Annotated in this window: 24 protein-coding genes; 13 read left to right on the top strand and 11 right to left on the bottom strand. The window is 45.4% G+C overall.

Annotated features, from left to right (window positions below; genetic code table 11):
• Positions 1-32: 32 nt before the first annotated feature.
• Genes dxs through xseB form a run of 3 tightly spaced genes read right to left on the bottom strand, consistent with a single transcriptional unit; the run spans position 33 to position 3,085 of the window.
• Positions 33-1,916: a 1-deoxy-D-xylulose-5-phosphate synthase gene (gene dxs / locus AB6E85_RS09650; protein ID WP_372142442.1), complete on the bottom strand. Its 1,884-nt coding sequence runs from the start codon at positions 1,914-1,916 to the stop codon at positions 33-35.
• A 21-nt stretch (positions 1,917-1,937) separates the two neighbouring features.
• Positions 1,938-2,822 (bottom strand): (2E,6E)-farnesyl diphosphate synthase, encoded by an 885-nt coding sequence (gene ispA, locus AB6E85_RS09655; RefSeq protein WP_372142443.1) that lies wholly within the window; start codon positions 2,820-2,822, stop codon positions 1,938-1,940.
• Between the two features lie 20 nt (positions 2,823-2,842).
• Positions 2,843-3,085, bottom strand: coding sequence for an exodeoxyribonuclease VII small subunit (gene xseB, locus AB6E85_RS09660; RefSeq protein WP_004734405.1), 243 nt, complete (start codon positions 3,083-3,085; stop codon positions 2,843-2,845).
• 298 nt (positions 3,086-3,383) lie between these two features.
• Here xseB and pomA point away from each other — a divergent pair, with 298 nt between their 5' ends.
• The 7 genes from pomA to rlmM all read left to right on the top strand — a co-directional run bounded on the left by pomA (position 3,384) and on the right by rlmM (position 10,545).
• Complete coding sequence (gene pomA, locus AB6E85_RS09665; RefSeq protein WP_017060778.1) at positions 3,384-4,148, top strand: flagellar motor protein PomA; 765 nt, start codon at positions 3,384-3,386, stop codon at positions 4,146-4,148.
• A gap of 12 nt (positions 4,149-4,160) precedes the next feature.
• Complete coding sequence (locus tag AB6E85_RS09670; RefSeq protein ID WP_017060777.1) at positions 4,161-5,108, top strand: flagellar motor protein MotB; 948 nt, start codon at positions 4,161-4,163, stop codon at positions 5,106-5,108.
• 316 nt (positions 5,109-5,424) lie between these two features.
• A complete protein-coding gene (gene thiI, locus AB6E85_RS09675) occupies positions 5,425-6,873 on the top strand; it encodes a tRNA uracil 4-sulfurtransferase ThiI (protein WP_017060776.1) in 1,449 nt (482 codons plus the stop codon).
• A gap of 671 nt (positions 6,874-7,544) precedes the next feature.
• Positions 7,545-8,453: a transcriptional regulator GcvA gene (locus tag AB6E85_RS09680; RefSeq protein WP_012604639.1), complete on the top strand. Its 909-nt coding sequence runs from the start codon at positions 7,545-7,547 to the stop codon at positions 8,451-8,453.
• Positions 8,446-9,069 (top strand): alpha/beta fold hydrolase, encoded by a 624-nt coding sequence (locus tag AB6E85_RS09685; RefSeq protein ID WP_372142444.1) that lies wholly within the window; start codon positions 8,446-8,448, stop codon positions 9,067-9,069. The genes AB6E85_RS09680 and AB6E85_RS09685 overlap by 8 nt, the downstream gene beginning before the upstream one ends.
• Positions 9,059-9,457, top strand: a complete 399-nt coding sequence (locus tag AB6E85_RS09690) for a DUF423 domain-containing protein (protein ID WP_017060774.1) — start codon at positions 9,059-9,061, stop codon at positions 9,455-9,457. The genes AB6E85_RS09685 and AB6E85_RS09690 overlap by 11 nt, the downstream gene beginning before the upstream one ends.
• Entirely contained in the window at positions 9,454-10,545 is a 1,092-nt protein-coding gene (gene rlmM, locus AB6E85_RS09695; protein ID WP_372142446.1) for a 23S rRNA (cytidine(2498)-2'-O)-methyltransferase RlmM, read from the top strand. Before AB6E85_RS09690 ends, rlmM begins: the two co-directional genes overlap by 4 nt.
• A 76-nt stretch (positions 10,546-10,621) precedes the next feature.
• Here rlmM and xni read toward each other — a convergent pair whose 3' ends face one another.
• The 5 genes from xni to queF form a co-directional block, all read right to left on the bottom strand.
• Positions 10,622-11,395 (bottom strand): flap endonuclease Xni, encoded by a 774-nt coding sequence (gene xni, locus AB6E85_RS09700; RefSeq protein ID WP_372142447.1) that lies wholly within the window; start codon positions 11,393-11,395, stop codon positions 10,622-10,624.
• A 145-nt stretch (positions 11,396-11,540) separates the two neighbouring features.
• Positions 11,541-12,905, bottom strand: coding sequence for a nucleotide 5'-monophosphate nucleosidase PpnN (gene ppnN / locus AB6E85_RS09705; protein WP_372142448.1), 1,365 nt, complete (start codon positions 12,903-12,905; stop codon positions 11,541-11,543).
• Between the two features lie 243 nt (positions 12,906-13,148).
• Positions 13,149-14,714, bottom strand: a complete 1,566-nt coding sequence (locus tag AB6E85_RS09710; protein WP_372142450.1) for a GGDEF domain-containing protein — start codon at positions 14,712-14,714, stop codon at positions 13,149-13,151.
• Positions 14,715-14,832: 118 nt separating this feature from the next.
• Positions 14,833-17,091 carry a tetratricopeptide repeat protein gene (locus tag AB6E85_RS09715; RefSeq protein WP_372142452.1) on the bottom strand — a complete coding sequence of 753 codons (2,259 nt, stop codon included), beginning with the start codon at positions 17,089-17,091 and terminating at the stop codon, positions 14,833-14,835.
• Between the two features lie 58 nt (positions 17,092-17,149).
• The gene (queF, locus tag AB6E85_RS09720; RefSeq protein ID WP_050647934.1) at positions 17,150-17,995 is read right to left on the bottom strand and encodes an NADPH-dependent 7-cyano-7-deazaguanine reductase QueF; all 846 of its coding nucleotides are present in this window, start codon (positions 17,993-17,995) and stop codon (positions 17,150-17,152) included.
• Between the two features lie 131 nt (positions 17,996-18,126).
• Between queF and syd the strand changes: the two genes are divergently transcribed.
• The 3 genes from syd (at position 18,127) to AB6E85_RS09735 (ending at position 21,061) form a co-directional block, all read left to right on the top strand.
• On the top strand, positions 18,127-18,672 hold the full coding sequence (gene syd / locus AB6E85_RS09725) for a SecY-interacting protein (RefSeq protein ID WP_333913021.1): 546 nt from the start codon (positions 18,127-18,129) through the stop codon (positions 18,670-18,672).
• A 4-nt stretch (positions 18,673-18,676) separates the two neighbouring features.
• A complete protein-coding gene (locus tag AB6E85_RS09730; protein ID WP_086970716.1) occupies positions 18,677-19,453 on the top strand; it encodes a Zn-ribbon-containing protein in 777 nt (258 codons plus the stop codon).
• 402 nt (positions 19,454-19,855) lie between these two features.
• Entirely contained in the window at positions 19,856-21,061 is a 1,206-nt protein-coding gene (locus AB6E85_RS09735) for a carbohydrate porin (protein WP_372142454.1), read from the top strand.
• A 91-nt stretch (positions 21,062-21,152) separates the two neighbouring features.
• Here the strand turns inward: AB6E85_RS09735 and AB6E85_RS09740 are convergent, their stop codons facing one another.
• The 3 genes from AB6E85_RS09740 to metN form a co-directional block, all read right to left on the bottom strand.
• On the bottom strand, positions 21,153-21,962 hold the full coding sequence (locus tag AB6E85_RS09740) for a MetQ/NlpA family lipoprotein (protein ID WP_019824947.1): 810 nt from the start codon (positions 21,960-21,962) through the stop codon (positions 21,153-21,155).
• A 66-nt stretch (positions 21,963-22,028) separates the two neighbouring features.
• Positions 22,029-22,712 carry a methionine ABC transporter permease gene (locus AB6E85_RS09745; RefSeq protein ID WP_017060764.1) on the bottom strand — a complete coding sequence of 228 codons (684 nt, stop codon included), beginning with the start codon at positions 22,710-22,712 and terminating at the stop codon, positions 22,029-22,031.
• On the bottom strand, positions 22,702-23,736 hold the full coding sequence (metN, locus tag AB6E85_RS09750; RefSeq protein WP_017060763.1) for a methionine ABC transporter ATP-binding protein MetN: 1,035 nt from the start codon (positions 23,734-23,736) through the stop codon (positions 22,702-22,704). Before metN ends, AB6E85_RS09745 begins: the two co-directional genes overlap by 11 nt.
• A 207-nt stretch (positions 23,737-23,943) precedes the next feature.
• On the opposite strand from metN, the gene gmhB reads away from it, so the two are divergent.
• The 3 genes from gmhB to treR all read left to right on the top strand — a co-directional run bounded on the left by gmhB (position 23,944) and on the right by treR (position 25,961).
• Positions 23,944-24,528 carry a D-glycero-beta-D-manno-heptose 1,7-bisphosphate 7-phosphatase gene (gene gmhB / locus AB6E85_RS09755; RefSeq protein WP_017060762.1) on the top strand — a complete coding sequence of 195 codons (585 nt, stop codon included), beginning with the start codon at positions 23,944-23,946 and terminating at the stop codon, positions 24,526-24,528.
• A 63-nt stretch (positions 24,529-24,591) separates the two neighbouring features.
• Positions 24,592-24,927 carry an MliC family protein gene (locus tag AB6E85_RS09760; protein ID WP_048664565.1) on the top strand — a complete coding sequence of 112 codons (336 nt, stop codon included), beginning with the start codon at positions 24,592-24,594 and terminating at the stop codon, positions 24,925-24,927.
• 89 nt (positions 24,928-25,016) lie between these two features.
• On the top strand, positions 25,017-25,961 hold the full coding sequence (treR, locus tag AB6E85_RS09765) for a trehalose operon repressor TreR (protein ID WP_050644933.1): 945 nt from the start codon (positions 25,017-25,019) through the stop codon (positions 25,959-25,961).
• Positions 25,962-26,038 lie beyond the last annotated feature (77 nt).

The raw sequence follows: 26,038 nt of genomic DNA on the forward strand, positions 1-26,038 counted from the left end.
GTTTTATCGCTTATGCCGTTTGCTTGTGAAAGCTATTTAGCAAGGTAGTCAGAGATAGACTTCTCAATGCCTTTCGCGTCCAAGCCAAGCTCTTCGTGCAGTTCGCCTTGCGTACCTTGAGCAATGAACTTGTCTGGTAGGCCAAGGTTCAATACTGGCATCGGCAGTTTCTCTTGCATCAAGAATTCAATCACACCTGCGCCCGCACCACCTGCAATCGCATTCTCTTCGATAGTTACTAGAACATCGTGGTCAGCAGCAAGTTGTTTGATCAGAGCTTCATCGAGTGGTTTCACAAAGCGCATATCTGCAACTGTCGCATCGATGGCGTCAGCGGCTTGAAGTGCACTCTCAAGGAAAGTACCGAAGCTTAAGACAGCGACTCTCGAGCCATCTTTTGCTTTTTCGCTTTCGCGAACGATACGACCTTTACCAATCTCAAGCGCGGTAAATTCACTTTGTATCTCAGTACCCATACCATTACCGCGAGGGTAACGTACTGCACTAGGACCTGTGTGCTGGTGGCCTGTGTAAAGCATTTGGCGACATTCGTTCTCGTCGCTTGGCGCCATGATCACCATGTTTGGAATACAACGCATAAAGCTTAAGTCGAACGCACCTTGGTGTGTTTGACCATCTGCGCCGACAAGGCCTGCACGGTCGATAGCGAACATGACCGGTAAGTCCATGATAGCCACATCGTGGATCAGTTGATCGTAACCACGTTGTAGGAACGTCGAGTAGATAGCGACAATCGGCTTGTCACCTGCAATCGCCATACCCGTTGCTAGCGTCACAGCATGCTGCTCAGCAATCGCTACGTCGAAGTATTGTTCTGGGTACTCTTTCGAGAAACGCACCATGCCAGAGCCTTCACGCATTGCAGGCGTAATCGCCATCAGCTTAGGATCTTGCGCGGCCATATCACACAGGAAGTCACCAAAAATCTTAGAGAAAGTTGGTTTAGAGCTAGTGCTCTTAGGCAGACTTGAGTGTGCTGGATCGAATTTCGGTACGCCGTGGTAACCGATTGGATCTTTCTCAGCTGGCTCGTAGCCTTTGCCTTTCTTAGTCATGATATGCAGGAACTGAGGGCCTTTTAGGTCTCTCATGTTCTTAAGCGTTTTAATCAGCTCATTGACATCGTGACCATCAATTGGGCCAATGTAGTTAAAGCCTAACTCTTCGAACATGGTGCCAGGGACAACCATGCCTTTTAGATGTTCTTCTGTACGACGAACCAGCTCTTTAATCGGCGGAACGCCTGATAGCACTTTCTTGCCACCCTCACGAATTGACGTGTAAAGACTGCCAGAAAGAACTTGAGCTAGGTGGTTGTTTAGCGCACCTACGTTTTCAGAGATCGACATCTCGTTATCGTTCAGGATAACCAGCATGTCATTGTGAATATCGCCCGCGTGGTTCATGGCTTCAAATGCCATACCCGCAGTAATCGCGCCATCACCAATCACACTCACGACTTTACGGTTCTTGCCTTCTTTCTTCGCACTGATAGCCATACCAAGTGCAGCACTGATCGACGTTGAAGAGTGACCAACAGAAAGAGTGTCGTATTCGCTCTCTTGACGCCATGGGAATGGGTGCAGTCCATCTTTTTGACGGATAGTCGACAAGCGGTCGCGACGACCAGTAAGAATTTTATGCGGGTATGCTTGGTGGCCAACATCCCAAACCAACTGGTCAAAAGGCGTGTTGTACACATAGTGCAGAGCAACTGTCAGCTCCACTGTACCTAAGCCTGACGCTAAGTGACCACTTGACTGGCTCACTGAGTTAAGAAGATAGGTACGTAATTCATCACAAAGCTGTGTCAGCGTCTCTTTTGGAAGTAGACGCAAATCCTCTGGCTTATCAGCCAAAGCAAGAGTTGGGTACTTTGATATATCAAGAGTCATAGGTAATGCGCGCTTATTGTCTTAGTTCTTGCGCTCGATGACGTATCGGGCGAACTCTTCGAGTGACTGGGTATTGTATGGGATTGCAGCCAAAGCTTGAAGCGCTTCCTGTAGCAGAGTTTGCGCTTTTTCTTGAGCGCCCTCTAAACCTAACAAAGAAGGGTAGGTGCTTTTGTTCAATTCTTGGTCAGAACCCTGTGGTTTACCCAAAGTTTCAGTATCGCCAGTGATATCTAAAATATCATCTTGAACCTGGAATGCTAATCCAATGGCATCGGCGTACTTGTCTAATTGAGGCATCACTTCAAACGCTTTTTCACCAGCAGCAAGCGCACCTAAACGAATCGCACATTTCATTAGCGCGCCCGTTTTATTGCGGTGAACTTCTTCTAACTCTTCTAGCGTGACAGAGCGGTTTTCAGCTTCAATATCAAGTGCTTGTCCAATGCACATACCTTGTGCACCAGAGGCTTCAGCTAGGCGTTGAATCATTCGAACGCGATTGCTTTCACCGTCAGCACTTAATGTACCTTCCGCAAGTATAGTAAACGCGAGAGTTTGTAGTGCATCGCCAGTTAAAATTGCCGTTGCTTCATCGTATTTGATGTGACAAGTCTGATGGCCACGACGCAGTTCATCGTCGTCCATTGCTGGAAGGTCGTCGTGAATCAGAGAATAGGCATGAATACATTCGATTGCAGATGCTGGAGTGTCGAGTTCTTCATCGGTGCAGCCGAGCATTTCCCCTGTAATGTAGACAAGAAATGGACGCGCGCGTTTACCGCCTAAAACTAACCCATAACGCATCGCGTTGATCAGGTTCTGATTTTGGTGTGGCAGGCGATCAAGCCAAAGGTTCAGTTGCTCGTTATTACGTGCTTGATAAGACAATAAAGTCTCGATCATAGGGGATCTCATACAGTTCGTTATTCTGGTTGTGGGTTAAAGTCACTAAGCTCTGCGTTTTCATCATTTTGCAGTAGGATGCTAACACGCTGTTCAGCATCGTTTAGTTTGCTTTGACCGGCACGAGCGAGGGAGATGCCTCGTTCGAACTTTTTCAGCGCATCATCTAAAGCTAGATCACCATTTTCTAGTTGATCAACCAAGCCATCAAGCTCTTCGATTGCTGCTTCAAAGCTCATATTTTCAGGTTTCTTAGTAGCCATAATAAATCTGCGTTTGGAAAGATGAACGAACGTTACCCTAGGCCGCTGAGATGGTCAAATGTAACCAAGAAATTTTGCTAGAAAGTTCGTTTTTAAGGGGCTTGAACGCACTTTGCTTGAATAACCTTAGCTTTATCGAGTTTATGCACTATGTATAAAAGCAAAGTAAGCCAATAGTTGGGATTCAAAAACGAAAAGTGTGATACTTAGGCCAAGAATTTACTAAAAGATCTTATAGTCTTGCCGATACAAAGATTATCGTCGACATAGAGCTACAAAAAAGCATGAGGAGTGCTCAGTGGATTTAGCAACCCTAATAGGTTTGATTGGTGGATTTGCCTTTGTAATTATGGCAATGATCCTAGGTGGAAGCCTCGGGATGTTCTATGACACGACATCCATTTTGATCGTAGTTGGTGGTTCAACTTTTGTTGTTCTAATGAAGTTCACCATGGGACAGTTCTTTGGCGCGACTAAAATTGCAGGCAAAGCTTTTATGTTTAAAGCGGATGAGCCTGAAGATCTTATTGCGAAAGTTGTAGAGATGGCTGATGCCGCTCGTAAAGGTGGTTTCTTAGCACTGGAAGAGATGGAAATTAACAACAGTTTCATGCAAAAGGGCATCGACCTATTGGTAGATGGCCATGACGGTGATGTGGTACGCGCTGCACTGCAAAAAGACATCGCATTAACCACAGAACGTCACGAGCAGGGCGCGAAAGTGTTCTCTGCATTCGGTGATGTTGCCCCTGCGATGGGCATGATTGGTACCTTGGTTGGTTTGGTTGCGATGCTTTCAAACATGGATGATCCAAAAGCGATCGGTCCTGCGATGGCGGTAGCACTTTTGACTACCCTGTACGGTGCGATTCTTTCGAACATGGTGTTCTTCCCAATTGCCGACAAGCTTGCGCTGCGTCGTGACCAAGAGACACTCAATCGTCGTTTGGTTATGGATGGCGTACTCGCGATTCAAGATGGTCAGAACCCACGAGTAATCGATGGTTACCTGAAGAGCTACCTAAACGAAGGTAAGCGTACGATTGATGGTGAACCTGCGTAAGAGGAGTTGAAGATGGATGAAGAAAATCCATGTAAATGTCCTCCTCCGGGGTTGCCTCAATGGATGGGGACATTTGCTGACTTGATGTCACTGCTGATGTGTTTCTTCGTACTGCTGCTCTCGTTTTCTGAGATGGACGTATTGAAGTTCAAGCAGATTGCCGGTTCGATGAAGTTTGCATTCGGTGTCCAAAACCGCTTGGAGGTGAAAGACATTCCTAAAGGCACCAGCATCATTGCACAAGAGTTCCGCCCTGGTCGCCCAGAGCCGACACCGATTGATGTGATCATGCAGCAGACGATTGATATTACGCAGCAAACGCTTGAATTTCATGAAGGTGAATCTGAGCGTGCTGGCGGTACCATGCGTGACCAAGGCAAGATGACCGGAGGCAAGTCGCCAGAGGTTTCGACTCACGACAATCAAAACTCTGAGTCAGACCAACAGCAACAACAAGCCGAGGCTCAATCGCAAGAGATGGAAACCTTGATGGAAAGCATCAAGAAGGCGTTGGAACGAGAGATCGACCAAGGCGCGATTGAAGTTGAAAATCTTGGCCAGCAAATAGTGATTCGAATTCGTGAAAAAGGCGCATTTCCATCGGGTTCTGCTTTCCTACAGCCTAAGTTCCGACCTTTGGTGAGACAGGTCGCTGAGTTGGTGAAAGATGTTCCGGGTATCGTTCGAATCTCAGGGCACACCGATAATCAACGTCTTGATTCCGAGCTTTATCGCTCTAATTGGGACTTGTCATCACAGCGAGCAGTGTCTGTTGCTCAAGAGATGGAAAAGGTGCGTGGTTTCTCTCATCAACGCTTGAGAGTACGCGGCATGGCGGATACAGAGCCAGTCGAGCCGAACGATACTGAATGGCAACGTAGCCTCAACCGCCGCGTTGAAATCAGTATCATGCAGGGCGAGCCGCTTTACAGTGACGAAGTACCTGTTATTAATGAATAGCCTATACGTGCTCACGCGGTAGCATGCAGATAGCATCGAATGCCCAACCTTATAATGAGGTTGGGCTTTTTGTTTGCTGGTCTTCAATGGTTCTTTGCGGTATTTATGTCGTTTCGAAACCTGCTACTGTTAATAACAAGCGGTTTAATGATGGTGTTACAGCAAGCACTCTTTTCCTTGCTTCACTTTCTCATGTATAATTCGCGCCCTTAGATTTAGATATGATCTATTCTTGCTTCAAGTGCTGTGTAAATTCTCTAATTTACTTGGCGATGAGCGTTTTCAAAATTTTGAACATTAATGTTGTGAAAGTACTATGAAATTTATTGTTAAGCCCCATCCGGAAATTTTTGTAAAAAGTGAATCGGTGCGTAAGCGCTTCACAAGGATTCTAGAGTGCAACATTCGTAACGTTATTCAACGTCGCTGTGAAAGTGTTGCGGTATTCAACCGTCGCGATCATATCGAAGTGACGTCTGAGAGTGACCAGTACTACGCTGAAGTGTTAGAGGCTCTGACTCACACTCCAGGTATTCACCACTCTCTTGAAGTTCAACAGTCTGAGTTCAAAGACTTGCACGATATTTACGAGCAAGTACTAGAACGCAGCCGTGCTGACATTGAAGGCAAGACTTTCTCTGTTCGTGCTAAGCGTCGTGGTAAGCATGACTTTACCTCTATTGAACTTGAACGCTACGTAGGCGGCGGTCTAAACCAAGCGGTTGAGTCAGCGAAAGTTCGACTTAAGAACCCTGATGTAACCGTTAAGGTTGAAGTGGCTAACGATAAGCTAAACCAAGTTCTAGCTCGTCACAAAGGCCTAGGTGGTTTCCCTCTTGGTACTCAAGAAGATCTACTAAGCTTGATCTCTGGCGGCTTTGACTCTGGTGTTTCAAGCTACCTGCACATCAAACGTGGCTCTAAGGTTCACTACTGTTTCTTCAACCTTGGTGGTCCAGCGCACGAGATTGGCGTTAAGCAAGTAGCTCACTACCTATGGAATAAATACGGCTCATCTGCAAAGGTGAAGTTCATTTCTGTGGACTTTGAACCTGTGGTTGCTGAAATCCTTGAGAACGTAGAAGACGGCCAAATGGGCGTTGTTCTTAAGCGTATGTTCATGCGTGCTGGTGGTATGGTTGCAGAGCGCTTCGGTATTGAAGCTCTAGTAACGGGTGAAGCACTTGGTCAGGTTTCTAGCCAAACGCTCACTAACCTTCGCCACATCGACAACGTGACTGATACTTTGATTCTTCGTCCGCTTATCAACTGGGACAAAGAAGACATCATCGACCTTTCTCGTATCATCGGTACTGAAGACTTCGCTAAAGTAATGCCTGAGTACTGTGGTGTTATCTCTAAGAAGCCAACAGTGAAAGCGAAGAAAGGTAAACTGGAAGCAGAAGAAGCTAAGTTTAACTTTGAAGTGCTGGATCAAGTGATCGAGAACGCTCGTGTTATGGATATCCGTGACATCGAGAAAGAGAGCCAAGAGCAAGCGCCTGAAGTTGAACAAGTTCAAGCTGTTGCTGAGCACGCTATCGTTCTTGATATCCGTAGCCCAGAAGAAGAAGACGAAAGCCCACTAGAGATCGAGGGTGTTGAAATTAAACACATCCCATTCTTCAAGCTTTCGACTCAGTTTGGCGACCTAGACCAAGCGAAAGAGTACTTGCTGTACTGTGACCGTGGTGTAATGAGCCGTCTACAGGCACTTTACCTACAAGAGCAAGGCTTCCATAACGTTAAGGTTTACCGCCCATAGTGGTGTATTGACCAACCGTTAATCATTTTGCAAAGCCGCTTACTGAAAAGTAAGCGGCTTTTTTATTTTCTATTGTGAATGATTTACAGTAGTCAGACAGAGGCGTGAGTTTGGGCGTGCTATCGTCATGCTCAGCTTTGAAATTTTTGATTGATAGAAAAAGTAAGCTCTAAACGGGCTTATAAGTACCGAAGAAGTGTGAGTATCTTGAAGTATTCTGTTACTTTTTAGTGCAACTCAATGGTGCTATTTGTATGTGTTCAGTTGATTATTTGAGTGGGTGTCTGATTCTGTGATTAGCGATGAAAAATAATAAAGATTAATTAGTACAGCTATTGATAAACTTGTTGTTACATTTCTTTGCACATAAAAAAACACCGCCCATAAGGCGGTGTAAACAAATTTGACAGACAGGTCAAAATAAATACAGGAAGTACATGCCTCGTCTCAGTATAAACTGCAACAAAACATTTGGTAGAACTCTACCCAACTCGAAAAGAACGAGTTTGCAAACACAACATCGCAGGAGCTAAGCCAATTGATTCTAGAGAGAATCAAGCCGTTCAGGCTAGCTGCTGCGGGATGAAATATAGAATTTCTCTGGCCGCTAGGCAATGGACAAATTATAATGTTTCAGATAAAAAAAACTAATGCTTATTTAGAGAGTAACTATGTCTCGTCGATTACCCCCATTAAACTCGCTAAGAGTGTTTGAAGCAGCAGCTCGACACTTGAGTTTTACGCGTGCCGCAGAAGAGTTGTTTGTTACTCAAGCGGCGGTCAGCCATCAGATCAAAGCGCTTGAAGAATTCTTATCTTTGAAGCTGTTTCGCCGAAGAAACCGCTCTTTGCTGCTAACTGAAGAAGGTCAAAGCTACTTCTTGGATATCAAAGATATTTTCACATCACTGGCAGAAGCGACGGATAAAGTGCTTGAGCGAAGTGAGAAGGGCGCATTGACCATCAGTTTGCCGCCGAGTTTTGCAATTCAATGGTTGGTACCAAGACTCGCTGACTTTAATCAGCAAGAACCTGATATTGATGTAAGAATCAAAGCCGTTGATATGGATGAAGGCTCGCTGACCGATGATGTAGACGTGGCTATTTACTATGGCCGAGGTAATTGGTCGGGGCTCAGAGCCGATAAGCTTTACCAAGAATACTTGATCCCTCTTTGCTCACCTTCTGTGCTGCTAGGAGTAAAACCATTAGAATCTCTCAGTGATTTGGCATGTCATACGCTATTGCATGATACTTCTCGAAAGGATTGGAAACAGTTCGCTAAGCAAAATGGCATCGACGGAGTAAACGTTAATCACGGTCCTATCTTCAGTCACTCTACCATGGTGCTGCAGGCAGCGGCTCACGGCCAGGGCATTGCTCTAGGTAACAACGTGTTGGCGCAGCCTGAAATCGAAGCCGGTCGTTTGATTGCGCCTTTTGATGAAGTGTTGGTGAGTAAGAACGCCTTCTATGTGGTTTGTCATGAGAAACAAGCCGACATGGGTCGCATTGCTACTTTCCGCGACTGGATGCTAGCGAAAGCGCAAAGTGAACAAGAGGACTTACTCGATGAATAACGTCATCATTGATGGTGAAGACAATCCGATCACCTTTATCTTTGCCCATGGTGCTGGTGCAGGCATGGATCATGAGTTCATGCAGTCGGTAGCCAAAGGGTTAGCCTTTAAAGGGATACGAGTGATTCGTTTCAATTTCCCTTACATGATTAAACGTGCTGAAGATGGTAAGCGTCGCCCACCTGACAGAGCACCTAAGCTACTTGAAGCCTATCAAGAGATTATTGAGCAGGTTGATGCCGATAAGCTTGTGATTGGTGGTAAGTCGATGGGAGGGCGTATGGCGAGCCATTTGTCTGAAGTTGATAAAGTAGCAGCCATAGCGTGTTTAGGCTTTCCTTTTCATCCACCAGGCAAACCTGAGAAATACAAAGGTGAACACTTAGCTGAGTTAGCAAAACCGTGCCTCATTTTACAAGGTGAGCGCGATACCTTTGGTAAGCGTGAAGAGTTTGCTGACTTTGATCTGTCCGATTCTATTCGGGTTGAATTTATCCCCGATGGCGACCATAGCTTTAAGCCGCGTAAGAGTTCTGGTTACACCGAACAGCAGAATATTGCGTTAACCGTTGAGAAGTTATCAGCGTTTATCAAAGAGGTGCTCAATGAGAAGTAAGTATTTACTCACGTTTGCTGGCATCTCTGGCGCGGTTGCTGTGATGCTGGGCGCCTTCGCGGCTCACGGTTTGAAAGCTATCTTGCCTGAGTATCTGTTAGGTGTGTTTGAGACCGGTGTTCAGTACCAGTTTATCCATACTCTGGCGATATTGGCGTGTGGTGCTCTGCTGCAGATGAAACTTGGCGCTAAATCACAAAAATATTTTTTCATTGCGGCAATTTGCTTTATCATCGGCATCCTTTGTTTTAGTGGCAGCCTTTATGGCTTAGCACTGACAGGAATAAAATGGTTTGGCCCTATCACTCCGTTTGGTGGTCTACTATTTATCATTGGTTGGGGAGTCTTCTCCTTCGCTGCTTTGAATATAAAAGAGGTAACTCAGTGAAACACGTACTACTTTATTGTCGCTCTGGTTTTGAAAAAGAATGTGCTGGCGAAATTCAAGACAAGGCAACACAACTGGAAGTGTTTGGTTTTCCTCGCCTAAAGAACAATACCGGCTTTGTATTGTTTGAATGTTATCAAGCAAGCGAAGCCGATAAATTGGTTAAAGAGATCGACTTCCAATCGCTGATCTTTGCTCGTCAAATGCTGGCAGTGGCTGTTGAAATTAAAGACCTGCCAACCGATGACCGTATTTCTCCAATTCTTGAGGCGCTTTCTGAGAAAGAAGGTTTCCCTCGTTGTGGTGATATCCGTATCGAAACGCCAGACACTAACGAAGCAAAAGAGCTTTTGAAGTTCTGCCGTAAGTTTACCGTGCCGATGCGTCAAGCGATGCGTGGTAAAGGCCTGATGACAGCGAAAGATAACGCTAAGAAGCCTGTGCTTCATTTATGCTTCATCGCTCCGGGTCACTGTTTTGTTGGTTACTCTTACCCAACCAACAACTCACAGTTCTTTATGGGTATCCCTCGTCTGAAATTCCCATCAGATGCGCCAAGCCGTTCTACATTGAAGCTAGAAGAAGCATTCCACGTATTCATCCCTCGTGATGAGTGGGACGAGCGTCTGGCTCCTGGTATGTGGGGTGTTGATTTAGGTGCGTGTCCAGGTGGTTGGACTTACCAATTGGTTAAGCGCTCGATGTTCGTTCACTGTGTTGATAACGGCATGATGGCAGACAGCCTAATGGAAACGGGTCAAATTAAGCACCACATGGTGGATGGCTTTAAGTTTGAACCAGACCGTAAGAACGTAACTTGGATTATCTGTGACATGGTTGAGAAGCCAGCTCGTGTTGCACACCTTATGGGTGAGTGGATCATCAAAGGCTGGGCGAAAGAAGCACTGTTCAACCTTAAACTGCCTATGAAAGGCCGTTACGATGAAGTACTGCAAGATATCGAGAACCTAAAAGTGTTCCTTATTGAGAACAAAGTGAAGTTCAAGATGCAGGCTAAGCACCTTTACCACGATCGCGAAGAGATCACGGTCCACATTCAGGCCCTTTCAAACATCTCACCGCACTAATACGCGGTTAATAAACATAAAAAACGCTCCTTGTTAGGAGCGTTTTTTTGTATCAATATTATCGAGTCACAGCGACTTAAGAGTTTGCTTCGTAACGAATATCTTGCAGGTTAAACCCTAAATCAATGTCTGTTTTGAGTGCCGATACTTGCTTACATACACGAGCGGATTCGATGTGTTCGTCGAACTTCTTACGATACTTTTTCGGTAGGTCTTCTGCTTGGTAGGCCGCTTCAATATCTGGGTATGTGGTTAATATCTCTTTGGCTGCTTTTGGTCCGACACCTGGAACCCCCGGTACTTGGCTTGAGCTTACGCCCGTTAATCCCCAGTAATCCGCCAGTTGTTCAGGTTTTACGCCAAACTCAGCTTCGATAAAGGGTTTATCTAACCAGCGGTGCTGGAAGTAATCACGGATCTGCAGAGTGGGTGATAGCAGCTGACAATACCCTTTGTCTGTCGAGATGATGGTGACGGTTTCTCCGTGGTCTGCCACTTTCTTTGCCAGTGTTGCGACTAAATCATCCGCTTCATCGCCATCAGACAGCAGTGAATCAATGCCTAATTCCCACCAAGCTTGTTGAATCGCATCAAGGCCTTTCATCAATGGCTCTGGCATCGGTTTACGGTTCTGCTTATAAGCAGGGAGCACATCTGCACGCCAGCCACGGTCTTGTAAATGGTGATCAAATACCGCGATGATGTGGGTAGGCTTTGATTCATTCAGAATCTTATTGAGAGTGCGAGCTGTGGTGGTGATGGTTCTTGCTATATCGGTTGGATCCGGCTGAACAGAGTGCACGCGTCGGATGAGGTTTAAGGCATCGATAATAACAAGATGGATAGACATAAGTTTCCACTAAATAGGCAATAAAAAAGGGGCTGCTAGCCCCTTATAGTAACGTATCACCTGGTGAGTTGAAACGCTGGTGACGTAAACGTCATGACTTGTTTAGCTTTATGCTTACGGCTTTGTTATCAGTCAGATATTATCATCAACTGCTTGGCGCAATTTTATAACAAGGAACGTAGTCGGTACCACCCGGCAGTTTCATTCGATCTTGTTCAACAAAATCATTTAGCAGTTGATCCATCTTAGTCATCAACTCCTTGTCGCCATCAATGAGGAATGGCCCATGCTTCTCAATCTCCAGAATACCTTCGGCTTTGACGTTACCTGCCACAATACCTGAGAACGCTTTACGTAAATTCGCAGCAAGGCTCTCTGTTTTCTGATCCATGTGCAGATCGAGTGCCGCCATAGATTCGTGAGTAGGGTCGAATGGCAGTTGGAACTCAGGCTCAATATGCAGTGACCAGTTGTAGCTGTAGGCATCACCGGTCTCTTTACGGTGAGAGCGTACATCTGGCATTGCTTGCTTCATAATTTTCGCAGCACGTGCTGGATCATCAATCACGATTTCATAGTGCTTTTGCGCTTCTTCACCCAATGTTTCGCCAATGAACTTATCAATTGAACGGAAGTAAGCCTCGCTCTCTTTAGAGCCAGTTAGAACGATAGGTATCGGTTGGTCTGCGTTGTTTGGGTGCATCATGATACCTAGGATGTACAGCAGTTCTTCGGCGGTTCCTGGGCCTCCAGGGAAGATTATGATGCCATGCGCCATACGAACAAACGCCTCAAGACGCTTCTCGATGTCTGGCATGATAACCAGTTCGTTCACTATTGGGTTTGGTGGCTCAGCCGCAATGATTGAAGGCTCGGTAAGCCCCAGATAACGATGATCGGTGTAACGCTGCTTCGCGTGACCAATAGCAGCCCCTTTCATTGGGCCTTCCATCGCACCCGGTCCACAACCGGTACAGATATTCAGTTCACGCAGGCCAAGTTCATTACCCACTTCACGTGTGTATTGGTATTCGTTGGCATTAATAGAGTGGCCACCCCAACACACGATGAGGTTTGGCTCGATGCCCGGAGTCAGCGCACCAGCGTTTCTCAAAATACCAAATACAAGGTTAGTAATGTGAGTGGCATTAGTGAGATTGAGCCGTTGGTTATCGGCTAAGTGCATGTTGACGTAAACAATGTCACGCAGCACTGAAAATAGGTGTTCTTGAATACCCTTGATGATTTCACCATCGACAAAGGCATGCTCAGGTGGGTTGCTCAGTTCGAGTTTAATTCCACGCTCACGGCGAACGACTTCGACATCGAACGACAGATATTTGTCGAGCAACTCTTTGGAGTTGTCGGTGTGGCTACCCGAGTTCAGGACCGCTAACGTACAGTTACGATACAGTTGGTACAGATCACTAGACGCGGTTTTCTTAAGACGCTCAACCTCAAGTTGAGAGAGTAAATCCATGCTACCGGCAGGGCTGATATGAGTGATCATAGTGCCTCCTTGTTGAAAAGAGCAGGGGACGTTGAAGTGACCCTCTGGCTCGAGAGTGGGAAGCAAACGTTGAAAGTGTTTGGTTAAAGGTGGGAGAGAGTTAACCAGACGAAACGGATACGACAGCGTTGCTTGCCAAGAATGCTTGTTAAGCGAATGTTAATCATTAGCTTAGCAAACATTGAGGGAAATGGTATGTGATAAGTATTTGAAAAAATGAAATAAATTAAACCTAGGGCTGGCCTAGTGCCAAACAAGTTGGTTGTTACCGCGTTGTTTTGCTTTATTTAGCGTTGTATTGAGTCGCTCTAATACTTCTTCCGGTGTATCTGACTCTTTAAACTGAGCACTTGCCGCACATAAAGTGATCGTGATTTGTTGGTCACGGAACTTAAAGGGTAAGCGGCTTACTTGAGTTTGAATGTTCTGAATCACCTGATGGCAATATTCATCGGTTTGCTCTGGCAGCAGTAACACAAACTCTTCACCTGAAAAACGCGCCACAGTATCAGTGGTGCCGGCTTCTTTGGTGATGGTTCTTGCGATGATCTTGAGAGCTTTGTCGCCCGCGGTATAACCAAAGCTATCGTTAATTGCTTTGAAGTTGTCGATGTCGAGCAGTACTACACGTAGCGAGTGTTGCGCGCGGATCCAGCGGCGATACTCAAGCTCTAAGCGATCAGTAAAGGCAGTGCGATTGTAAACCTTGGTTAGAGGATCAAGCAGCATACGCTGAGCCTGATCTTCCAGACGCTTCCGGTAATCTTGGGTTACTTCATAGATTGAATCTAACTGAGTCTTTCCGTAACTCATTCTCTCTATCAGAGCTTGTTCTTTCTGCTCTGCGTGGTTCAGCCTTTCCGAAAGAGAGGCGATTTCACTGAGTAGCGGGTTAATAGACAGCTTTAAACTATCAATATCCTTCGCTTTATCTACCGAACTTTGGCTTCTAGTGACAAGTTCATTTAACTCAGAGTTCAGGCCTTGGCGGTGCTCAAAATAGCTTTGGCTCTGGTCGGCATTTTGATCTGCCGTTTTGATGCTGGACGCTAGAGAAGAATTAAGCTGATCGATGAATTGTTCAGACTTCTTACGTTCTAGATTGGTGCCTTCAATAACCAGTTTGAGGATCTGAAGTGTCAGCTCAAGTAGGTTTTGTGTGGACACACCAAGTAGCAGCTTCGCTCGAATATCGGTAAGCAGATCACCCGATTCACCCTCGAAGTCGAGTTCGGTGATCAGATGTTGTAGTTCGTTTGATAGGTCGGAAAGGAGCTCTTGTTCCGGAGAGTGCGCAGCGTCGGCAAAATGCGTGCGTGAGTTATTCGCCATAATCTTTATGGCACGCTCATAAATACCGAGAAGTTTCATGGCATGGTCGACTTTCTGACTGCCATTGCATTCGGAGAAGCTAAGTAAGTTTCGTAGGTCGCGTTTTAGCTGTGCTGGAAGGCCAGTTATACGCTGCAGCGTTTCCCCACTGTGCTTAATGCTATCGTCCAGATACCCGTTCTGTTTATCCATAGCCAACGTTTTCTGCTTAAGCATCCTTTCTAATACTGCCAGCTTTGGGATCATCGAGCTAATGTCTTTTTGCTTTTCTAGCTCTTCCCTAAGGGCAATGAGGTTTTCATCTAAATGGCTGTTACTGCCAACACATGCGTCACTTAAAGACGTGACGATACGCTTTAGAACTTTCTGTTCTCTAATAAACTTGAACGAGGTGTCTCTTTGCGTCAAACGGACCTGCTCCAACTGAGATTTCAGCTGGTGGAGTTGCGCCTGAATGTCTTTTTCAAGAATGCCCATAGATGTATTTATTAGCGCCGCGTAGATCGAGCTCGATCATTTTGATGAAATTCCGTTACATCGATAATAACAAAACTAAAAATAAGGTCACGACTTGCTGCTCTTAACCGCTCGTAAATTAGTCATCTTTTAGCATTTTTTTGATGTTGTCCTCATTCTGGTACGAGGATTGTATTTTTATTAACCCTTGATTAATCGCATGTTTACACGCTTCTCTTATGTTACCAGTTGCAAGGCTCGCTGCTGGTGCATTATCGATAGCTTTTAGATAGACCCATTGGCTACTGCGCTCTTTGAGACTGATCTCACGAGCTAGATTGGTCGACATCAACAATACGTCGAGCAGCTCTTGATCGTTAATTGCGGTGTAAGCGCGTGGCAAGAATGGGTAGTCAGCGATGCCCATACGGACCGTTCGGTTGATGTTTCGCTCTGTTTCGAAGTCATTCACCCAAGATTGAATCTTTCTGAACATGGCCTCTGGCGACAAATCACGGTCCGCATTTGGTTCAATATAAAGCAGGTTCGCATCCGAGAAGTGGTAGACACGAGCTGGGTCTTCAAGCTTAGATTTTAGGAACTCGCCAAAAGCGTCTTCCAGTTCTAGACCGGCTTTGTAACCGTTCTGCGTGTACATATTGCGTAAGAACGGTAAATCAATCATCACGAAGCGTAAGCGGTCGTTGAGTGGCTCATGAATCAATTCGCCAAGCTGCCATTGTTCGAAGGTCTGGCTGGTTTGTTCCAACGAGTTAGAGAGCTTCGCATTGAGCATTCTTAAGTTCGGAAGCTTTGAACGTGAGTGAGTAAATAGGTCAGTGCGCAGAGAATCCACTTCTTTGGCTAAGGTTTGAATGAGATAGCCACGGCGCAGAACAAAGAAGAACAAGACAATGCTGAACAGGAATAGGGCGAACGATATTTTTTGGAACTTACGATGCTCCAGTTTGTATTGCTCTAGCTCTTGCGCTTGGCCTGCGTAGTGCAGGGTTTGTTCGGCAAATTCTTTCTGTTGACGGAACGCGTCTTCGCCAACACGGTTAAGTTTTTGCTGCTCTAGAGAGACAAGGCTGTTGTACTGCTTAAGGTTCGCCAACGCTTGTTGTGGGCGACCTGCCTGCTCATAACCTAAAGAGAGTAAGTAGTACGATTGTTGTGAAAGATGCATGTTCTCTATCTGACGTGAGATCTCAAGCGCACGTGTCGCATGCTTGATCACATCTTCGCTTTCTTGCAGGTGATACGCTAACCCTGCCGATAGCAGCGCAGCACGACCTTCCAGTTTTGGAATGTCGGTGTATTCCAGCAGCTCAAGGGCACGGGTTAGGTACTGTTCTGCTAGAGGGTAGTTATAAAGACGTAGGTAAGTTGCCGATAGACTTAGTCGGATATCAATGACTTGGTGGATATCTCGGTCAGTGCTTTCGTGATCAAGAACGTTGAAGAAGTGCACTAAGGCAAGGTTATATTTCCCTTGATAGAAGTACACATCACCCATTTTCTTAAGCACTTGCGCTAAGACAGGCGAATTTTCAAAGTTATCATAGAAATCAGCGGCCTGAGATAGGTGTTCTAGCGCTTTATCTAGCACTTGGCGCTCAAAGAAAAGCTGCGCAAGCAGGCGGTTTACCTTGGCCAAACGTGAACTTAGGTTGCCCTCTACTGATTTCCAGTAGCCATACAGCAACTCAGATAATGCGTGGTTGTACTCTTTATGGGTTAGATAAAACTCACCGACTGAGATGTGGTAGTCGATGGTGACTTTTTCAGAGTAACGCTGATCGAGATAGGTTTTCGCTTCTTGATAGAACTTCTCGGCTTCATCGACCTTGTTGTCATAAGAGGCGATGTCGGCTTTCAACATGATCAGGCGATAGGTGATGCCTTCCGTCAAGCGTAAGGTTTTATTCACCGACTCTAGATTTGCTTCAATACCCGCTAGCGCTGTTTTTGCTTTGGCTGATTTTCTATCACTCAGCCAAAGTAAGCGAACTTTGAGGATCTGAAGATCCAGTTTTAGGTAATCAAGCTTATAGGTTTTCGCTAGCTCAGAGGCTTTGTCGATGTGCTGAATCGCAATACGCATATTGCCAAGGTTGTATTCCGCCTTGGCTAAGATCTTATACGCATCAATACTGCTGTTTGGTGTTCGAATCGAAGAGTCTGTCTCTTCGCGAGAAATAGCAGAAGGGCTTTTCTCGCGTTGATCAGAAAGGACACGAAGCGTTAGGTAGCTGTTGGCCATTTGTTTTGCTTGGCTCGGCTCGATCTCAACCAAGTTATTGGCTTCATTGAGTAGCGCCGACGAATAAACCGACGCATTGACCGATGTGCTTAAGCTTAAAATAAATAGACTAACAACGTATAACCAACGCATTTCAATGTCCCTTTAAAGATTTGGTAGGTTCAAATAAGTGTGGGTGGTTCTCGCCTGATTATTGGCGAGCCATACGCTTATTGTGGCTTGGTCTATCTTGCTCTGTTGAACGGTATGGGTTGATATCCAGACCACCACGACGCGTGTAACGTGCGAACACAGTTAGCTTCGAAGGTGCACAGTATTTCATGATGTCAGTGAAGATACGCTCAACACATTGTTCGTGGAATTCATTGTGCTCACGGAAAGAAACTAAATAACGTAGCAGAGCTTCACGGTCAATTTGCTTACCAGAATATGCGATCTCAACGCTGCCCCAATCCGGTTGATTGGTGATCAAACAGTTCGACTTCAATAGGTGGCTATGCAGTGTTTCTTCCACTTCTTGTTCGCCAGCAGCGCCTTCAAGCAATGAGGCTTCAAAATCGTAGCTAGTGATTTGGATGTCTTGGTTGTCGATACAGTCACCTTCCATCGTCACGATAGGTTGGTTTGTGTAGTCGGTTACTGAGTTTACATTCACAATCACCGTTTCGCCTGCGCATGCCGACAAATCTTGGGTCAGGCGCTCGGTTACTTGATCCCAGTTTTCAAATTGAGTCTGGTTGTAGCTGTTCAGGTACAGTTTGAAAGATTTTGATTCAATTAAATTTGGGCTGGTTGCTGGGATGAAAACTTCACCGACCGCCACTTGTGGTAGGCCATTGGTGTTTAGCCACGAAAGCTCGTACATGGTCCAAATATCATGACCAACAAAAGGCAGCTCGCCGTTTAGCGCAAGATCATCGCGATTAAGGCTACGAGGCACTGGTTGCAATAAACTTGCATCGTATTGGTTAGAGTACTCAGTTTTTTGGCCAAGGGTTAAACCCGCTAGCTCTTTTGCGTCAGAATATTTGCTCATACTTTCGTTTCAAATTCGATTAGAATGGGGTCGATTTTACTGAATCCCCCTTACCCTGTCATTAAGTCATCGCTTAATCGGCGCGGAAAGGGCTCGGATTCTATTTATTATTTTGTGTTTAGGAGATTTTCATGACTCAACGTGCTCAAGACGCACTACTTTCTTTTGGTCAGCGATACGTTGACGCGTGGCAGCAGAAACACCAAAGCTTACCTCGTAATGAGGAGTTGGTGGACATCGTATCGCCATGCGTAGAAGAAAAGAGTGGCGACGCAGTGTTGTGGAAGCACTATCCACGTGAGCAATTCGCGGATTTCACCAACGTTGAGACCGGTATTGAGTTGACTCTGCATGAAGACATCAAGACTTTCTACGGCGCACAATTCAGCGCAGATATGAACGCGACTTTCGATGGTAACGAATTGACCCTGTTACAGATTTGGAGTGATGAAGACTTCGAATGCCTACAAGAAAACATTTTAGGTCACCTAGTAACTCAGCGTCGTTTAAAGCTAAAACCAACGGTTTTCATTGCCGCGACCGATGCAGAGCTGGATGTTATCTCTATCTGTAACCTAACAGGTAACGTGATTTTGGAGCGCTTAGGCACCAAAAATCGTGATGTACTCGCCGAGACATTGGCAGAATTTTTAGAAAAGCTACAACCAGCGGTATAAATAGATGTACGTACTAGAACTTCAATTTGAGTGTTTTGATAACACAACGGTAAGCGCTGTCGACAAGGCTGTTAATGGCTTAATGGATGCACTTCGTTATAACGGACAAGTGTTAGGTCGTGAGTTCCCAATCGTGATGGGCGAAGGTGAATTCTATGTTCGCGTTGTGTGCCCGGAGCAAGATAGCTTGCACCCGCGTAATCACTCAGACTTTGTGAAAGTGTGTTTTGATCGCTTGTCTAACGCTAGCCTGCTCGCGCCTAAAATGCGTTTGCTAGGTCGAGATCTGAACTCAGAAGAAGTGGCAGAAGATGAAACACCAAGCTGGCAGGTGTTATACACGACATTCGTGCACACCTGTTCACCGCTGCGCAGTGGCGATAGCTTGCTACCAATCCCTTTGTATCGCAATCCACCTACCTTCAATGGCGACCATAAAGCCGTATTGAAATGGCAGACCGAATGGCAAGCCTGTGATGAAGTACAAATGGGTGGTGGTTGTCGCGCGGAACATGCAACGCTAACCGAGATCAGTGACACGAAGAGTGTGCTGTTTAAACGCGGTTGGGGTTTAAGAGGGCGCATTGAATATCTGACTAAGGTTCCAACCTACTACTACTTATACCGTGTCGGTGGGATCAGCCTGAAAGATGAAAAAGAGCGCAAATGCCCGCAATGTGGTGGTGAATGGCTGCTAGATGCGCCTATCCACGATATTTTCTATTTCAAGTGTGATGACTGCCGATTGGTGTCAAACATCTCTTGGGATCACCTGAAGTAGTCTTCTTGTGGTTATTTAAGCGTCATGCTTTAGATATCGGAGTGCTATTTAGTGCTCCGATATTTTTTTCTTTTTATATTAAATGTTTAGCACTTTGTATCATCCCCGATGCCGTGACTTCGTTACCTGTCTTAGCTCGATCTTTATTACTCTTTTATCGTTACCCTTTCCCCCTTTAAATACGTACAGAACGTGATATTCAGCTCTTTCTGTAGCGCCAATGTATTCATTGAAATAATCCAACACCCATCAACTTTTAGTTACCTCAATAGTTATCCTGATCACAATAATCAATCAGTTCTCTTTCAATTTATATTCTGCTCAATATAAATGGGATCGATCCCATGGGAATGTTCCCATTTGTAAATAATAACCTGATTCTAGATCTGAAAGGAATGGACGATGAAACTGTTACCTATTGCTGCTGCACTCTCTACTGCTTTACTTGCTCCTAATTTATACGCTGATGAAACCACGCCATTGGAGTTCAATGGCTATATGCGCGGCGGCGTTGGCCTTAGTAATGAAGGCGGCTCAAACAGTAAGTGGGAGGTGAGCAAAGTTGGCCGACTCGGCAACGAAAATGACCTGTATGGTGAGTTTGGCTTTAAGAAAGAGGTGTATGCTGAGGACGACGTTTCATTTTTAGTTGATTCCATGTTGTCGTACTGGCAAGGCCAAGATGAGAATGCCGCGGATAAAAGCGTGGATGTGGTGCAATTGAATGTTCAGGCGGTGGGGCTTTTTGAAGATAAGGACATTGGGATTTGGGCGGGTGAGCGCTACTACCAACGTCATGATGTGCACATCGTTGATAACTACTACTGGGATGTCAGTGGTATTGGTGCCGGCGTTGAACACATCAACCTAGGCCCTGGTAAATTATCGGTGGCTTTGATTCAAGACACGGTGACTGGCGATGTGTTTGATGGCAAAGAAACCACAGCCATGATTGCAGACGTGCGCTATGCCGGGATTCCACTGTGGAACAATGCTGATCTTGAGGTCGGTATTGATATGAACTTCGCCAATGAAAAACAAGGTCAAACGATCGACGCGGATGACAGCGTAATGCTAACGGCAAGCTTGAATCAAAACCTTTCTGGTGGCTTCAATAAAACGATTCTACAGGTTGCTAACTCTGGTTATGCCGAGCAGATGACAACCTTTGGTACCGGTAAGGGCATCGTACGTGATGCAAACAATAATGACGCCGAGGGTTTCCGATTGATTAACTGGGGCGTGCTTGCGATTGGTGAGAACATCGAGTTTGGCCACACTGTGCGTTATGCCGCGTCAACCGGTGTGGGTGCTAATAACAGTGATGATGACTCTTTCAGTGCCGTCATTCGTCCGCTTTATAAGTGGGACAAGCGCATGCGTACCATCCTTGAAATTGGTGGTTTTGTAGAAACGATTGATAACCAAGATGGGGCAGGTGGTAAATTCACCATCGCTCAGGCTTGGGTTCCACAAGTGGGTTTCTGGTCTCGTCCTGAATTCCGTATCTTCGCCACTTACCTGAATGATGCTGAAAACGATAATGCCTTCGGCGAAGGTAAAAACAGTGAAACGAGCGTTGGCATGCAAGTGGAAGCTTGGTGGTAAGTCGACCTTTCTGGTAAATCCTAGCCAATAAAAAGGGGCTGACGTTATGTAAGCCCCTTCGGGTATCTATACAGTGCAGTCGTTTAGTTGATTACCAACCTTTAACGACGCCACCTTGGAAGATGTCAGAAGCTGCGTTGTACACTTCTTCAGTTTGGTAAGCTTTAACGAAGTTTTGTACGTTTTCAGCGTTTAGGTTGTCTTCACGAGAAACGATTAGGTTTACGTAAGGAGAATCTTTGTCTTCAACGAATACGCCATCTTTTTGTGGAGTCAGGTTGATAGAGCTCGCGTAAGTTGTGTTGATGATAGATAGAGCAACATCATCAAGAGAACGTGGCAGTTGAGCTGCGTCTAGTTCAACAATCGTTAGGTTCTTAGGGTTGCCAACGATGTCGCGAACGGTAGCTAGAAGACCTGCGCCTTCACGAAGTTCAAGAAGACCTTGTTGCTCAAGAAGCAGTAGAGAGCGACCTAGGTTTGTAGGGTCGTTTGGTACAGCAATACGCGCACCGTCTTGGATTTCGTCTACTGATTTAACTTCTTTAGAGTAACCCGCAATTGGGTAAACAAACGTGTTACCAGCGATAGTTAGCTTGTAGCCACGGTCAGCCACTTGCTGATCTAGGTATGGTGCGTGTTGGAATGCGTTGATGTCGATAGAACCATCATCTAGAGCTGCGTTTGGTGTTACGTAATCCGTGAAAGTAACCAGTTCAACGTCTAGGCCGTATTTCTCTTTCGCTACTTTAGCTGCCACTTCAGCAACTTGCGCTTCTGCACCTGCCATTACGCCAACTTTTACTTTAGAAGTATCCACTTCTTTATCACCACAACCTGCTAGAACTAGCGCTGAAGCTGCTGCTGCGATAGTTAGTAAACCTTTAAGGCTGAATTTCATAATAATCTCCTTTTAATAAATCTATTTAATTGGGTTCAGAGGACTCTAATCTTTATGCGTGAGTCTTTATCTGTGGTCAACGCGGCGAACTAATGAATCACCGATTGATTGAATAATTTGTACCAGCACAATCAACATCACTACTGTCACAGCCATGATGGTCACATCGTAGCGGTGGAATCCGTAACGAATCGCGACATCACCTAGGCCACCACCGCCCACAGTACCGGCCATTGCTGAGTAGCTCACCAGAGTCACTAGCGTAATCGTTACTGAGTTGATGATAGTCGGTAGTGCTTCAGGAAGCAGAACCTTATTGATGATTTGTGTTGGTGTTGCGCCCATTGATTGAGCTGCTTCTACTAGACCTGTTGGTACTTCAAGTAGTGCACTTTCGATAAGTCGAGCCACGAATGGGATAGCGCCAATCGTCAGTGGAACAATCGCTGCTGTCGTGCCGATGAAGGTACCAATCAGCATCTTGGTCAGTGGGATAATCGCAACCATCAGCACTAAGAAAGGCACTGAACGACCTACGTTCACAATCGCACCTAGAATCTTGTTTACCTTGGTGTTCTCTAGCAGACCACCTTTTTTAGTTGTGTGTAAAATCACGCCTAATGGGATACCGACCGCGAAGCCAACAATGCCTGCAACAGCAACCATGTAAAGCGTTTCGCCTGTTGCGCCTAATAGAAGGTTACCGTTAAGGCTGATCCAGTCAGCAATCTCGTTGAAACTAAAGGACATAACCAAGCACCTCTACTTTTACATTGTTGTCGCGTAGGAATTGGATAGCAGCATTATCATCTGCTTCATTGCCGAACAGTTCAGCGACCATCATGCCGAACTTCACGCCGCCGGCGTAATCAAGGTCAGAGCTTAAGATGCTGACATCGATATTGAATTTACGTGCGATTTGCGTCATCAGCGGAGCATCAACCGTTGCACCAGTAAACTCAAGACGCACTAGCGGATAACTGCTGTTTACGCGAGTCTCTTGCAAACGCGCTTGGTAATCTTCAGGAATCGTCAGATCCAACGTTGAGCGAATAAACTGATGTGCTAGCTCTGTCTTAGGGTGAGCAAAGATGTCACCGACTGTGCCTTTCTCTACCAATTCACCGCCGCCAATGATCGCCACTTCGTGACAAATGCTTTTCACTACATCCATCTCGTGCGTAATCAGCAGGATAGTGATGTTCAGCTTGCGGTTGATTTCACGCAGCAGCTCAAGAATCGATTGAGTGGTTGCAGGATCCAGTGCGCTGGTCGCTTCATCACACAGCAGTACTTTCGGGTCAGAGGCCAGTGCACGAGCAATCGCAACACGCTGCTTTTGACCGCCACTTAGGTTTGCAGGGTAAGTGTCACGCTTATCCGCCAAGCCAACGAGTTCAAGCAACTCACTCACTTTCGCTTCAATAATTGCTTTATCTTTACCAGCAAGCTCTAAAGGCAGTGCTACATTGTTAAATACAGTACGAGAAGACAGCAAGTTGAAGTGTTGGAATATCATGCCGATGTTACGGCGCGCTTCGCTAAGTTCTGATTTGCTGAGTTTTGTCAGGTCGATACCGTCAACAATCACTTCACCTGAAGTCGGGGCTTCCAACATATTTACACAGCGGATTAGGGTACTTTTGCCTGCACCTGAAGAGCCGATGACTCCAAAGATTTGACCTTGAGGAATGTGGAGGTTGATATCAATTAAGGCATTGATTTCTTTAGTGCCTTGATAAAAAACCTTGTTGACTTGATTCACTTTAATCATAGAGAAACCCGTGCAGGTAGAACAGAATAATATGTCGATAGCTCGCTCGATTTACAGACGATGCTATGGTGTTCTATGATCTAAGTCAATAGATATTTTTACGTCTAGACGGCTAAACGTCGATTATATGGTTAAGCTTGAAACAAATCGTTAACGAACGCAAAACTAAATAGATAGTGATGAAGCAAATAAAGCGTGTAATAATTAATGATTAATAGAGAGTTGATAGAGAACAAAATTTTGTCTAAACCTGCTGTTTTTTTAGATCGTGATGGTGTGATTAACGTCGACCACGGCTACGTACATGATGAGCATGACTTTGAATACATCGATGGTGTGTTTGAAGCGGCGAAAGCGTTTAAAGATATGGGTTATTTATTGGTGCTAGTGACCAACCAATCTGGTATTGCTCGCGGCATGTTTAGTGAAGACCGTTTTCTTTCTTTGACGCAGTGGATGGATTGGAACTTTGTCGATAACGGCGTTGAGCTTGATGGCATCTATTACTGCCCGCATCACGCTGAACACGGTATTGGTGACTACAAGCAAGATTGTGAATGTCGTAAGCCAAAGCCAGGCATGTTCATTTCTGCTCGTGACTTTCTGAAGATTGATATGGCTAACTCGGTCATGATCGGCGATAAAGCGGAAGACATGATGGCTGCAGAAGCGGCAGGTGTTGGTACTAAAGTGTTGGTAAGAACCGGCAAACCAATCACTGAAAAAGGTGAAGCACTTGCAAGTGTTGTGCTTGACAGTATTAAAGATGTACCAGCATTCTTAAAAGGTTAAGGCACTAAGTCTCTTTCACTTAGATATAAGTGTTGTTCACTATATAAAGATGAGGAACGCAGTATGAAAGCATTGTTGATAGCATCTCTATGTACGGTAGCGTTATTCGGGTGTTCTAAATCCGCAGCGCCTGATGGTGCAGTATCGGACGATCAATTCGTGACTTATCAATGTGAGTCTGACGCTTCATTTAAGGTCGCTTACCTTGGTAATGAAAAAGCGGTATTACGTTTGCCAGAGAATGAATATCGCCTCACTCAAATAGCGGCAGGTTCAGGAACGAAGTATATCTTAGATGATGGTACCTCTGAGCTGATCAATAGCGTCACTTTACGCACTAAAGGTGACAACGCACGTCTAGAACTTGGTCGTGTCGTCTATAAAAATTGTCGAAAGTAAGTCATAGTTAACTTCTAAGATTTACAAACAGTTAAGTGAGGGAATCTGCCCTCACTTTTTATTCTCTTCCCTTTAACGTTAGACTTTTTATGAGCAAAAAACTCACTATTCTTGATATTGCAAAACTGTCCGGTGTTGGTAAGTCAACCGTATCACGCGTTCTGACCAATGATCCAAAAGTGAAACCTGAAACCCGTGAAAGGGTGGAAAGAGTAATTCAAGAATCTGGGTATACGCCTTCAAAGTCAGCGCAATCGATGCGCGGTGGCAGCCAAAAAGTCATCGGCGTGATTATCTCTCGTTTGGATTCTCCTTCTGAAAACAAAGCCGTTAGCACTATGCTGGCCGAGTTGTATCGAGCGGATTACGATGTCGTGATCATGGAAAGCCAACTTGATAGAGATAAAGCCAATGAGCACCTGCAAGTTCTAAAGCGTCGTAACGTTGATGGCATTATTGTATTTGGCTTTACTGACTGCGATATTCCTGCAATTGAAGCTTGGCAACACAAAGCGGTGGTGATTGCTCTGGATACCGAGAATGTCACATCGATTAACTATGATAACCAACAGGTGATCAATAGTGCGTTGGCGCATTTATCGGATCAGGGGATCTCTGACGTTGGCTTTATTGGTGTTGATCCTAGTGATAAATCAACCGGTGAACTGCGTCTTAAGGCTTATCTCGATTGGTGCGAAAGCACTGGAGTGATTGCGAACTATCGTACTGGGCAGCTTCATCATGAAAGCGCTTATCAGCTGGTGGATGAGGTACTGACTCCTACAACTCAAGCTCTTGTCTGTGCCAGTGACACATTGGCTCTTGGCGTGATCAAGCGTCTACAAGAACTACAACGTGAAGATGTGGTTGTAACAGGCGTTGGTGGCAATGATCTTCTCTCTTTCTTGTTCCCGCGAGTATTTAGCATTGATCCTGGTTACCAATCTGCAGGTAAGTTGGCTGCTAATCTATTGATCTCTCAGCTTTTAGGTAATTCAGAGATCTCTCATCACACCCAATCTCCTATTCTATAATCCACTCAATTAAGCGAAATTGAACTGCTTAGATTAAAATTAGAGTGTGATCTCTTTCAATTAATGGGACTGTTCCC

It is taken from the genome of Vibrio sp. 10N.247.311.51, assembly GCF_041467855.1.
GTDB lineage: Bacteria > Pseudomonadota > Gammaproteobacteria > Enterobacterales > Vibrionaceae > Vibrio > Vibrio coralliirubri.